Below are 13,062 nucleotides of genomic sequence, written 5' to 3' on the forward strand. Positions count from 1 at the left end.
GGGCCTTGATGGGGCGTGATGCGGTTGCTGATGGAAGCCTCTGGTTTGGGGCACCGGTTCTTGTCCTGAAGCCGGTCGATGACGACGAGGCCGCCGAAGCGCTTGAGATGGTCCGTGAAGCTGCCGAGCATGCTCAATGCGCGCGCCTGTGCGACCTCCTCGGGAGCAACACCGGTTTAACGGGTTTCCTCTCGGCGGTGTTCGAGCTTTCGCCATTCCTGCGCGATTGTGCGCGCCGCAACCCGCATGCTCTCGAAGCCCTGTTCGACGCGTCGGCCGACGAACGGCTCAAAATGCTGTTCGAGCGCATCGATGCGAGTGCCTTTGCCGAGGAACAGACCGAAAGCGGTCAGATGAAGGCGCTGCGCGATCTGAAGGCGGAGGCGCATTTCCTGATTGCGCTCTGCCGGCTTGCCGATGTTGCGGACACGGCCACAACCACCGAGCGGCTGAGCCTTCTTGCAGACAAATGCATTCGCGCCTCCGTCAATTTTTTGCTTCTCGATGCCGATCGCGCGGGCAAACTGAAGCTCCCCGATCGAGCGAGACCGGCAGAAGGCAGCGGCTGGATCCTGCTTGGCATGGGCAAGCTCGGTGCCGATGAGCTGAACTTCTCTTCCGATATCGACCTGATCGTGCTGGTCGATCCGCACGCGCCGGCCATCATCGAGGCCTATGAGGCCATCGATCTCTTTGTCCGCCTGACACGCAGGCTCGTTCGAATCCTTCAGGACCGGACAGAGCATGGCTATGTCTTTCGCACGGACCTGCGGCTGCGTCCCGATCCGGGCTCCACCCCGCTGGCAATACCCGTCGAGGCGGCGCTTCACTATTACGAAAGCCGCGGCCAGAACTGGGAACGGGCGGCGATGATCAAGGCGCGCCCGATTGCCGGCGACCTTGTGGCCGGCGAAAGCTTCCTGAAAGAACTGCAGCCCTATGTGTGGCGCAAATACCTGGATTATGCGGCCATCGCCGATGTCCATTCCATCAAGCGCCAGATCCATGCACACAAGGGACATGGGGCTGTGGCGGTGCGCGGCCACAACGTCAAGCTGGGGCGCGGCGGCATCCGCGAGATCGAGTTTTTCGTCCAGACCCAGCAACTGATCGCCGGCGGCCGTTTCCCGGAACTGCGCGGTCGGCGCACCGTCACCATGCTCAAGGAACTCGCCCGTTGCGGCTGGATTGACGAGGAGGCGCAGGAGGCGCTGACGCGTCAGTACTGGTTCCTGCGGGATGTCGAGCACGCCCTGCAGATGGTGGCTGACGAGCAGACCCACACGCTTCCCGAAGAGGACGATGAACTGGAGCGCATCGCGCATCTGCTCGCCTTCGACGACGCAGAAGCGTTTTCAGAAGCCTTCCGTGAAAGCCTGCGCCTGGTCGAACAGCACTATGCTGATCTCTTCGAGACCGCACCGCAGCTTTCGCGCGGTGTCGGCAATCTGGTCTTTACCGGCGATGTGGACGATCCGGGCACGCTGGAAACCCTGAGCGAACTCGGCTTCGAGCGGCCAAGCGACATGTGCCGCGTGATCCGCGGCTGGCATTATGGCCGCTACCGCGCGACGCAGTCGGCAGAAGCGCGCGAGCGTTTGACCGAGCTGACACCGGCCCTTCTCGAGGCTTTTGGAAGCACGCGGCGCGCCGATGAGGCGCTGTTGCGCTTCGATGCCTTTCTGGCAGGACTGCCGGCCGGCATTCAGCTTTTTTCGCTATTGCAGTCCAATCCGGCCCTGCTCAACATGCTGGTGAGCATCATGGGCGCAGCGCCACGCCTGGCCGCGATCATCACCAGGCGGCCCCACGTGTTCGACGGACTTCTCGATCCGGCGCTACTGTCCGAGCTCCCCGACCGGGCCTATCTCTCCGAGCGGCTGGAGACCTTTCTGGCTGGCGCGCAGATTTACGAGGAGATACTCGACAGGCTGCGCATCTTTGCGGCCGAGCAGAAGTTTCTGATCGGTATCAGGCTTCTGACCGGGGCCATCGATTCCGCGCGCGCCGGCAAGGCGTTTTCGGACCTGGCCGATCTCACGGTTGAGTCCGCGCTCGAGGCAGTGGTTGAGAATTTCGCCGGGCGCCACGGCCGCATCGCCGGCGGGCGCGTCGCCATTCTGGGCATGGGAAAGCTCGGCAGCCGCGAGCTGACGGCAGGTTCCGACATAGATCTGATCCTGCTTTACGATCACGACGAGGATGCCGACTATTCGGACGGGCAAAAGGCGCTGGCGCCTTCGGAATATTACGCGCGCCTGACCCAGAGGCTGATTGCTGCCGTCTCCGCGCCGACCGCCGAGGGCGTGCTCTACGAGCTGGACCTGCGCCTTCGCCCCTCGGGCAACAAAGGGCCGGTCGCCACGCATATCGATGCTTTTGCGCGCTATCAGCGCAACGATGCCTGGACCTGGGAGCACATGGCACTCACGCGTGCGCGCGCCTTCGCCGGCGACAGGGCGCTGATCGAGCGTGTCGAAAAGGAGGTGCACGACATCCTGGCCCTGCAACGGGACACGCAGAAGATCCGCAACGAAGCCGCCGAGATGCGTCGGCTACTGGAAGAGGAGAAGCCTGCCCGCGACGTCTGGGATCTGAAGCTTGTTCCAGGCGGCCTCATCGACCTCGAATTCATCGCCCAGGTGGCCGTGCTGACCGGAAACACCCCGTCCGAAAGCGAAGCGACTGCCACCAGTGAGGTTCTGTCCTCTCTTTCAGAGACGTTCTGCGCGCCTCAGGCGCGCCAGGAACTCGTCGATGCGCATCACCTCTATATGACGCTCACGCAGACCACACGGCTTTGCCTTGAAGGCGGTTTTGATCCGGACGAGGCGCCGCCCGGCTTCGCCGACCTCATGCTGCGGCAGACCGATCTGCCGGAACTCGGCATTCTGCAAGCGCATGTGGAAGAAACGGCGGGCAGGGTGCGGCGGCTGTTCGAAGAACTTGTCGGCTCGGTCGTTTAACTCAGGCGGCCACGGCCGGCTTCTTGCGCTCTTCCGCAGGCAGGCGCACCGATACGATGGTGCCGACGCCTTCCGTCGAGCGGATTTTCAGAACGCCGCCATGCAGCTCCGCCAGCGAGCGGGAAATGGCAAGGCCAAGGCCGGAGCCCGTGTGGTTTTTGGAAAACTGGTTCTGAACTTGTTCGAAGGGGCGGCCGAGCTTTTTCAGGGCATCCCGCGGGATGCCGCAGCCTGAATCCTCGATGGTAAGCGTGACCGCCGGCCCGACCTTGCGCGCGCGCAGCGATATATGCCCGCCTTCGCCGGTGAACTTGACGGCGTTGGACAGCAGATTGATGACGATCTGCTTGATTGCGCGGCGGTCGGCGAAGACCTGCATCCGCTCGGGGATGTCCATCTTCATGGCGATCGATTTCTCCGCCGCCTGGAGCTCCACCACCCGCACCGTCTCGCGGATCAGCGGGCACAGATCGATTTCCTCGCAATCGACAGAGAACTGGCCGGCTTCGATCTTCGACATGTCGAGAATGTCGTTGATGACGCCGAGCAGGTAGGAGCCACTCGAACAGATGTCGCGCACATATTCCTCGTAGCGCTCCGACCCGAGCGGCCCGAACATGCCCGATTCCATCACTTCCGAGAATCCGATAATCGCGTTAAGCGGCGTGCGCAGCTCGTGCGACATGTTGGCAAGAAACTCGGATTTTGCCCTGTTTGCCGCCTCGGCACGCTCGGTCTCGCGCATGTATTTGCGGTTCAGCTCACTGAGTTCGCGTGTGCGCTCCTGCTCGGCGCGGCGCGCGAGGCTCAGATCGTGAATGGTCGCCATCAAGCGGCGCTCGCTGTCGACAAGCTTGCCCTGGTGCTGCTTGAGCTGGGTAATGTCGGTGCCGACGGAGACCGTGCCGCCGTCGCGCGTTTTCAGTTCCGTCACCTGCAGCCAGCGTCCGTCGGCAAGCTGCCTCTCATAGGTGGCGCCGTTGCCATTGCCCGAGGGCACGGCCAGTCTGCGTTCTGAGCGGAAGGCCGGTGCCAGCGCTTCGATGTCGCGGCGCCGCGCGCCGGAGACGATCATGCTCTGGTCGACGCCCAGATCCTGCTTGTATTTGGTGTTGCACATGACGAGCCGCTCGGCATAGTCCCACAGCACGAAGGACTCGCCGATGCTCTCGATCGCCGTGCGCAGCCGCTGGTCGGCCGCTTCCGTCTGCTGCACAAGCGTTCGCTGCTCGGTCACATCCACGGCGATGCCGATCAGGTGCAGCTCAGGCGCGTTCGGGTCTACCACCTGCGCCCGCGCACGCACCCAGACCCACTGACCGTCGGCGCGTTTCATCCGGAAGACGCGATCCACATGATCGATCTCGCGCGCCATGATGCGGTTGGCCAGGTCGAACAGATCGCCATCTTCGGGATGGATGATTGCCGCGACCTCACCGAAGGAAAGCATCTCGTCGGTCGTCTCATAGCCAAGCATCTCGAACATGGAGCGCGACCAGAACATCTTGCCGCGCACCATGTCCCAGTCCCAGAGGCCGCATTTGCCGCGCACCATGGCCATGTCGATGCGCTGGTGTGCTTCCATGTAAATTCGGTCGGCAGCCTGGGCGCGCGCGGCCTGGCTGAAATAGGCGTAGAGGATCACCATCAGGATGCCCGCGGTCAGGGCAAACAGCGAAACATTCATCGAAACGGAGCGGCGCCAGTCGGCAAAGAGACCGTCGCGTGAGGTGAGGGCGACGGCAGCGCCCTCCTGACCGGCAACATGGACAAGCGACGCAAGCCACTGCTCACCGGCAATCTCCACATTCATCACTCCGGCACGTGCGCCGAACAGGAAGAGCGGCTGGCCGCCCGTCAACACGTCTTCGAGCGAGCGACCGATGAGGTTCTGTCCGTTGGGCGAGGTGGCCAGGACGTCAAAGTGTTCATCGGTGATGGCGAGCACGCGTTCGTCTTCCGATCCGGCGCGGCGCATCGCTTCTTCGATGAGCATGCGCGCCTTCTGTGCCGGCTCGGTCTCGGTCGTGTCGATTGCCACGCTTGCGGCCAGCGAATCCGCCGCCAGCGCGAGCATGGTCCGTGCGTCGCGTTCGATGTCGTCGCGCCAGGTGAAGAGCGAGAGAAGCCGTGCTGCCGCCAGCACCAGAAGAAAGATGATGATCAGAACGGGAATGGAACGGCGCAGATAGGGCTCTATGGCCAGAAGACGTTCATAGGCCGGAGCTGCAATAATCTTGGCGTTGCCTGCCAGTCCCATGCGCCTTGCGCGTCGGGTTCGTGGCCCGGCAGCCATGCCCGCAATCAGGGGCAAAGCCCAACCCCCTGCCTTCGCCATCCGACGGGCTCCCTCGTTCCTCGTTAAGCTCGGTGATTCGGCTCCGCCTGCTGCCGAATCATCCATAAGGAATCAAAGGTGATTCGCCTTGTCCAGTGGTCTTGGTAAAAAAGATATTAACGCCCGCCCTCAGGCGAGCGTTCGTTCCAGAATGTCGGCAAGATCGCGCGAGAGATCCGTCCGCTTGGACATCTCGGCAAGAAGCTTGCGTGCGTGCTCGCGCCGGCCCTTTTCAAGCGACCGCCAGGAGCGGAACGCGGTGGCAAGGCGCGCTGCCACCTGCGGATTGTGACTGTCGAGCGCGGCGACCGTCTCAGCGACGAGACGATAGCCTTCGCCATCGGCGCTATGGAACGCCGTCTGGTTCGCCATGGAGAACGTGCCCACGAGCGCCCGCACGCGGTTCGGGTTTGCAAGCGAGAAGTGCGGATGCTCCATCAGGCTGCGAAGCAGGGAAACCGTCGCGGCCGATGGGATCATCGCCTGGATCTGGAACCATTTGTCGAGCACCAGCGGGTTGTCACGGTAACGCTTCTCGAAAGCCGCGAGCGCTGCCCGTCCCACGTCGGTGTCGTGGAAATGCTGCGCCAGAACGGTGAGCGCGCCCGCGCGCTCCGTCATGTTATCGGCGTCCTCGAACTGCCGGTAGGCGGCCTCGGGACTGGAAGAATCCAGCACCAGAAACTCGATCAGCGTGTTGCGCAGGGCACGGCGGCCGGCGCTGCGCGCATCCGGAGAAAACGGCGCATTGTCGAGCAGACGCTCGTAAAGCGCGCGGAAAGTCTGGCTTCCCGCCTGCGCAATGGCCATCAGTAGCGCCCCGCGTGCGGTGTGGATCGCATCCGGGTCGATGTCCCGGCCGATTTCGCGTGCCACATCGGCTTCGCCCGGTACGCTCAGGATCAGCGCGCGGAAAGCCTCTTCGAGCGTTTCGTCTGCAGCGAGGTCGATGGTCACCGAGATGAGTTCGTCCTCAAACACCGGCTTTTTGCCGCCGCGCACCGCTTTGCTCGCGGCAATCAGCGCATCCGTCAGAAGCGTGTTCAGCGCCTGCCAGCGCGAGAAGGGGTCGCTGTCGTGGCGGGCGAGGAAAAGCTGTTCATCGGCCCGGCTTTCAACCGAAAGGGTCACCGGGGCCGAAAAACCCCGGTTGATCGAGAGGACGGGGCGCGCCTTTACCCCCTTGAACACCATCTGGTGTCTGCGCTTGCGCAGGTGGATCACACCGTTCTCGACGCTCGCCCCCTCCACGCTCTGATAGTCGAGGTCTGTCCCGTCAGGCCCGACGAGGCCGAAGGCGAGCGGTATGTGCATCAGGCGTTTGCGGCTTTCGGAGGGCGTGGGCGGCACCGATTGCTCGACATCCACCGTCAGCGTTTTTTCCTTGCCGTCATAGCGCGATGAAAGCGCCACATTGGGCGTGCCGGCCTGATGGTACCAGAGCGAGAACTGGCTGAGGTCCCGCCCGGAAGCGTCCTCGAAGGCTTTTACGAAATCCTCGATGGTTACCGCCTGCCCGTCATGCCGCTCGAAATAGAGGTCCATGCCGGCCCGGAAGGCGTCCTCGCCCAGAATGGTGCGCAGCATGCGGACAACTTCCGAGCCCTTCTCGTAAACGGTCGCCGTGTAGAAATTGTTGATCTCGCGGTAGCGGCGCGGCCGCACCGGATGGGCCAGCGGGCCCTGATCCTCGGGAAACTGATGCGCGCGCAGGCCGCGCACTTCGGCGATGCGCTTGACGGCGCGCGAGCGCTCGTTGGCGGAGAATTCATGATCGCGGAAAACCGTCAGACCTTCCTTCAGGCAGAGCTGGAACCAATCCCTGCAAGTGATTCTGTTGCCTGTCCAATTGTGGAAATATTCATGCGCGATGATCGCCTCGATATTGGCGAAATCGACATCCGTGGCCGTGTCCTCGTCGGCGAGCACATACTTGTCGTTGAAGACATTGAGCCCCTTGTTCTCCATCGCGCCCATGTTGAAGTCCGAGACGGCGACGATGTTGAACACGTCGAGGTCGTATTCCCGCCCGAAACGTTCCTCGTCCCAGCGCATCGAGCGCTTCAGCGCGTCCATCGCATAGGCCGCCCGCTTTTCCTTCCCGTGCTCGACATAGATGCCGAGATCGACTTCGCGCCCGGAAGCGGTCGTGAAGCGGTCTTTAACCACCCCGAGATCGCCGGCCACGAGAGCGAACAGATAGGAGGGTTTTGGGAAGGGGTCGTGCCAGACGGCGAAATGACGCCCGTCGGCGAGATCACCGCTTTCCAGCGGATTGCCGTTCGACAGGAGAAGCGGCGCGTCTTTGCGATCCGCTTCCATGCGCACGGTATAGACGGACAGAATGTCTGGCCGGTCGAGGAAATAGGTGATGCGGCGGAAGCCTTCGGCCTCGCACTGGGTGCAGAAAACACCACTGGAAACGTAGAGTCCCATCAGCGTCGTGTTCTTCGATGGCGCGATCCGGGTCACGATGGTCAGCTCGAACCGGCGCGAGGCCGGCAGCCGGCTGATCGTCAGTTGGTCGGGAGAGGCATCATAGTCGGCAGGCTCTGCCTCGGTGCCATTGACCGCAAGGGCTTCCAGCACCAGCCCGTCGCCATCCAGAATCAGGGGAGCGTCGGCAGGAGCGCGGGCGATGCGTTCCACCTGAAGCCTCGCCGTTACCAGCGTTTCCTCGGCGTTCAGCCGAAAATCCAGCACTACCTCCGGAATGAGATAGTTGCTCGGCTGGTAGTCTTCGAGACGAAAAATCTGGCCGCTTTCTGTACGCATCTCAACTCTTTCTAGGGCCCCGGGCGCAGGCCGGCAATCTGTGGGCTGTCTGGTCCAACAAAATCGAATTGTTGCTCTTTACACAATCATTAGGCTCGACAAAACTAAGACAGCATATGTCGCTCGACTGTTTCCAGCCAGCTCACCGAACATCGGCCAATTCGCGATTGGCCAGAAGGGATTCCGCATGACTGTGATGACGCCGAAATTCGGGATGGGTGCCTCCGTGCGCCGCAAGGAAGATGCGGCATTCATTACGGGCCGTGGGCGCTACACGGACGATTTCCTGCCCGAAGGCACGCTGCATCTCTATGTGGTGCGTTCGCCTGTCGCCAAGGGCACATTCACCATCGCGTCTGTCGAGGAGGCAAGGGCAGCACCGGGTGTCCATCTGGTGCTCACGGGTGCCGATGTGGCGCATCTGAAGGATCTGCGCTCCGGCGCCATGCAGAAACAGCCCGACGGAACACGCGCCCCCACGCGCGACATTCCTATCCTGTGTCGTGACCGCGTGCAGTATGTGGGCGATGCGGTGGCGCTGGTGGTGGCGGAAAGCCGCGCGCAGGCGCAGGACGCAGCCGAACTGATCGAAATCGATTTCGACGATGAGGAAGCCATAGCCTCGACCGCCGCTGCCCTTTCCGAGGATGCTCCGCTGGTCTGGCCGGAGCTCGGCTCGAACCGCGCCTTTCTTTACCATGTGGGCGACAGGGAGAAAGCGGACGCGGCGTTCGCTAGGGCCGACCACGTCACCCGCATTGAATTCGTGAACAACCGTCTCGTCTGCAACTATATGGAGCCGCGCGCGGCACTTGCCGAGTGGCGCGACGACGAAAACCGCTACGTGCTGACCACCGGTTCGCAGGGCGTTCATTCCATGCGCGGCATTCTGTGCAAAACCTTCGGCATCGAGCCGGAAAACCTGCGCGTGATCACGCCGGATGTCGGTGGCGGTTTTGGCCCGAAAACCTTCGTCTACCGTGAATACGCCATGGTCATGGAGGCGGCGAAACGGCTTGGCCGCCCGGTCAAATGGACCGGCGACCGCAATGAGCATTTCATGACCGATGCGCAGGGGCGAGACAACGTCGTGACTGCCGAAATGGCAATGGACAGGGAAGGGCGTTTCCTTGGCCTGCGGGTCGATCTTACGGCCAATATGGGCGCCTATATCTCGCAATATGGTCCCTTCATCCCGTTTGTAGGCGTCTCCATGTCGACCGGCGTCTATGACATTCAGGCGCTCGATGTGACGATCAACGGCGTCTACACCAACACCTGCCCGGTGGATGCCTATCGCGGGGCGGGCCGCCCGGAGGCTGCATTCCTGCTTGAAAAGCTGGTGGATGCCTGTGCGCGCGATCTTGGCATCGGGCGTGACGAAATCCGCCGCCGTAACTTCATCAGGCCCGAGCAGTTTCCCTATCGTACCCAGACTGGCCGCCTTTACGACGTCGGCGAGTTCGAGGCGCACATGAACAAATGCATGGAGAACGCCGGCTGGGCCACGTTCGAAGAGCGGCTTGAGGAATCGCGGCGCAACGGCAAACTGCGCGGCATCGGCATGGCCACCTATATTGAAGCCTGCGCCTTTGCCGGTTCGGAGCCTGCCCATGTGCGGCTGAACGACGATGGCACCGTCACGCTTCTGATCGGCACCCAGTCCAACGGCCAGGGACACGCCACCGCCTATGCGCAATTCGTGGCCGACAAACTCAATATCGACATAGACCGGATCACCGTGCGCCAGGGCGATACGGACGAGCTGGCATCCGGTGGTGGCACGGGCGGGTCGCGCTCCATTCCGCTGGGCGGCGTCTCGGCCGCGCGGGCCGGCGAAGACCTCGCCGAGAAAATCCGCAGGCTGGCGGCAGACGAACTGGAAGCGTCCGTCGATGACATCGAACTCTCCGGCGGCGCCGCGCGCATTGTCGGCACGGACCGCGCGGTCGATTTTGCAGCCATCGCCAGGGCCGCAAAAGCGCCTGAGGATTTGGAAGGCTTCGGCGAGTTCGTGCAGGAAGAGGCGACCTATCCCAACGGCACGCATATCTGCGAAGTCGAGATCGACCCGGAAACCGGCCGCACGCAAGTCATTGCTTATTGGATCGTCGACGATTTCGGCGCTACCGTAAACCCGATCCTGCTTGCCGGGCAGGTCCATGGCGGTGTTGCGCAGGGCCTCGGGCAGGCGCTAACGGAAGACACGGTATATTCGGAGGATGGCCAGCTCGTTACAGCGAGCTTCATGGATTATGCCATGCCGCGTGCCGACGATCTTCCCTTCATTCATTTCGAGACCCGCAACGTGCCCTCGACCACCAACGCGATGGGCATAAAGGGGGCAGGCGAGGCCGGCACGATCGGCGCCACGCCGGCGGTTCTCAACGCGGTGACGGATGCGCTCTACCGTGCCTATGGCATTGCCCACATCGACATGCCCACCACGCCATCGCGTGTGTGGGAGACGATCCGGCAGGCCAGGGACGCGGCGTGATGCAGCCACGCTCGATCAATTCGATGCACTGTCCTGCGTCCTTACCGGCCTTATAGGAAACCAGATCATGCCCGCTGTGACCGAAGTCGGCGCTGAACGCCAGCCATTGATGGGCATCGCGCTGAAGGTCATTTCGGTCTCCGTGTTCGTCATGATGTCCTCGCTGATCAAATCGGCGGGGATCGTGCCGTCCGGCCAGATCGTCTTCTTCCGCTCCTTCTTTGCCATATTCCCGATCATCGCCATGCTCGCCTGGCGTCGGGAACTGGCAACGGCCTTTCGCACCACGCACCCCGTCAGTCACATCATGCGCGGCCTTGTCGGTGTAACGGCCATGGGGCTCGGCTTCTTCGCGTTGACGCGCCTGCCGCTGCCCGATGCAATCACGCTCAACTATGCGCAACCGCTCATCGTTGTGGTGCTTTCGGCAATCTTCATGGGCGAGGTCGTGCGCATCTACCGCTGGAGCGCCGTCGCCGTCGGTTTTGTTGGCGTTATCATCATCGCCTGGCCCAAACTCACTCTGCTTACCGGCGATGCCGGCCTTGAAGCCGCTCAGGCGGTGGGTGTCATCGCAGCCCTGTGCGGGGCGACGGGCTCGGCGGTCGCCATGCTCCTCGTGCGCCGCCTCGTGCAGACGGAGAAGACCGCCACCATCGTCCTGTGGTTCTCGGTCACGGCCACCGTGCTCTCCCTGTTTACCATTCCCTTCGGCTGGGCCGATCTCTCGCGTGAGCAATATCTCGCTCTGGCGGGGGCTGGTGTGTGCGGGGGTGTGGCGCAGATTCTCATGACAGAGTGCTACCGTCACGCGGAACTCTCGACCATCGCGCCGTTTGAATACACGTCCATGCTTCTGGCCATCGTCATCGGCTATTTCGCCTTCGGTGATGTGCCGACCCTCTACACGCTGGTGGGCGGTATGATTGTCATCGGGGCAGGGCTCTTCATCATCTGGCGCGAGCGCCGGCTCGGCCTCAAGCGCGTGGCAGCCCGTCGTTTCGTGCCGCCGGCCTCATGAGGCGCCATCGTGCAGTCGCCGCAGAAAGGTAGCGGTTGCAGCGTCGGTCGGGAAAAAGCTTTCGATGGCGAGTTCCGACAGAGTCACGTCCAGCGGTGTGCCGAAAACGGTCGTTGTGGTGATGAAGGACAGTTCGGTTTCACCCAGACGCAGACGCAGCGGAACAGCTATCATGTCTGCCGCGCGGGGCCGCGCCTCCGGCCCGTTCTTTTTGATGGGATAGGCCGCGAGTTCCTTCTCCAGAGATGCCAGTTGCGGATCGGCGGTCTGGTCGATGAGCTGGCGCAGCCTTTCCAGAACATGCGCCCGCCAGGGAGCGAGATTGACGATGCTGGGCGCAAGGCCCTCGGGGTGCAGACTGAGGCGCAGCACGTTCACGGGGGGCTTCAGGAGCTCCGCGTTCGTTACGCCCCTGAGCAGCGGCGCGATGGCCCCGTTCGCGGCGATCATTGTCCAGTGGCGGTCGATGGCGATGGCGGGGTTGGGCGCATGGCCGTCGAGCACGGTCTGCACCGCGTCCATCGCCGGCTTCAGTGTCGGGTCATGCAGGTCCCGCTCGGAAAAGCCCGGCGCATAGCCTGCGGCCAGCAGTATGCGGTTGCGTTGCCGAAGCGGCACGGACAGGCTTTCCGACAAAAGCAGAACCATGTCGCGCGACGGGTTGGATCGCCCGCTTTCCACGAAGCTCAGATGGCGTTGCGAGATGCCGGCTTCGAGCGCCAGGTGAAGCTGGCTCATGCGCCGTCTTTCGCGCCATTCTTTGAGCAGGGAACCGGCATTGTTTTTCGATGCGATGGTGTTTTCGATCTCCATGGCGGAGACCCTAAAGCTGTCCGCCGCACATTTCCATTACCTCTCACGTAATCGCCAGGCGGCGGTTCATCCGACAGGCTTCATTGCGTCAACGCCGTAGCAGGCTCGCCACAAACCCTTTGCAGGAAGGAAAAGAACATGTCACTCGCTCTTACACCCACACTGAGGAAAACGCTCCGGTTCGACGCTGCCATGAGTGGTGGTGCCGCGCTGCTCCTTGTTGTCGCGGCCGGCCCGCTGTCGCGTCTTCTCGCCCTGCCTGAAGCGCTTCTGTTCTGGGCCGGCGTCGTGCTGGTGCCGTTCGTGACGATGCTGCTGGTGATTGCAGCGCGTGCGAAAACACCGCGTCTTGTGCTGATCGACATTGTTCTGCTCAACGCCGTCTGGGTTGTTGCAAGCTTCGCCCTGCTCGCAAGCGGCTGGGTCGCCCCCAATCCGCTTGGCATAGCGTTCGTTTGCGTTCAGGCCGTTGCGGTCGCGGTGTTCGCTCTGCTTCAGCTGGCAGCTCTGCGCGCTGCGCAAAACTAATGCATGTCGCTTTCAAATGAATTCATTTGAAAGACAACGAACATGCATCATTTGAAAGTGTTACAGCGTCCTTTGCGCGTCTTATAAGACGCGCGGCGCTGTAAGAGGGGCCGGGACCGCGCAA

General features: G+C 62.4%; 7 protein-coding genes. 4 read left to right on the top strand and 3 right to left on the bottom strand.

What is annotated here, in order from left to right; genetic code table 11:
* Window positions 1-8 precede the first annotated feature (8 nt).
* Complete coding sequence (locus tag KUG85_RS10640; RefSeq protein ID WP_223005145.1) at window positions 9-2,966, top strand: bifunctional [glutamine synthetase] adenylyltransferase/[glutamine synthetase]-adenylyl-L-tyrosine phosphorylase; 2,958 nt, start codon at window positions 9-11, stop codon at window positions 2,964-2,966.
* Window position 2,967: 1 nt separating this feature from the next.
* On the opposite strand, the gene KUG85_RS10645 is transcribed toward KUG85_RS10640, so the two are convergent.
* Window positions 2,968-5,304, bottom strand: coding sequence for a PAS domain-containing sensor histidine kinase (locus tag KUG85_RS10645; protein ID WP_065818388.1), 2,337 nt, complete (start codon window positions 5,302-5,304; stop codon window positions 2,968-2,970).
* Window positions 5,305-5,433: 129 nt separating this feature from the next.
* Window positions 5,434-8,079, bottom strand: a complete 2,646-nt coding sequence (pepN, locus tag KUG85_RS10650; RefSeq protein ID WP_223005146.1) for an aminopeptidase N — start codon at window positions 8,077-8,079, stop codon at window positions 5,434-5,436.
* A gap of 187 nt (window positions 8,080-8,266) precedes the next feature.
* Here pepN and KUG85_RS10655 point away from each other — a divergent pair, with 187 nt between their 5' ends.
* Both KUG85_RS10655 and KUG85_RS10660 read left to right on the top strand, forming a co-directional pair.
* Complete coding sequence (locus KUG85_RS10655) at window positions 8,267-10,576, top strand: xanthine dehydrogenase family protein molybdopterin-binding subunit (RefSeq protein ID WP_223005147.1); 2,310 nt, start codon at window positions 8,267-8,269, stop codon at window positions 10,574-10,576.
* Window positions 10,577-10,643: 67 nt separating this feature from the next.
* Window positions 10,644-11,597: a DMT family transporter gene (locus tag KUG85_RS10660; RefSeq protein WP_223005148.1), complete on the top strand. Its 954-nt coding sequence runs from the start codon at window positions 10,644-10,646 to the stop codon at window positions 11,595-11,597.
* Here the strand turns inward: KUG85_RS10660 and KUG85_RS10665 are convergent.
* Window positions 11,592-12,410 carry a helix-turn-helix domain-containing protein gene (locus tag KUG85_RS10665; RefSeq protein WP_223005149.1) on the bottom strand — a complete coding sequence of 273 codons (819 nt, stop codon included), beginning with the start codon at window positions 12,408-12,410 and terminating at the stop codon, window positions 11,592-11,594. The genes KUG85_RS10660 and KUG85_RS10665 overlap by 6 nt on opposite strands.
* Window positions 12,411-12,548: 138 nt before the next feature.
* Here KUG85_RS10665 and KUG85_RS10670 point away from each other — a divergent pair, with 138 nt between their 5' ends.
* A complete protein-coding gene (locus KUG85_RS10670) occupies window positions 12,549-12,938 on the top strand; it encodes a hypothetical protein (RefSeq protein WP_007008444.1) in 390 nt (129 codons plus the stop codon).
* Window positions 12,939-13,062 lie beyond the last annotated feature (124 nt).

This window comes from Nitratireductor rhodophyticola, assembly GCF_019891355.1.
Taxonomy (GTDB): domain Bacteria; phylum Pseudomonadota; class Alphaproteobacteria; order Rhizobiales; family Rhizobiaceae; genus Nitratireductor; species Nitratireductor rhodophyticola.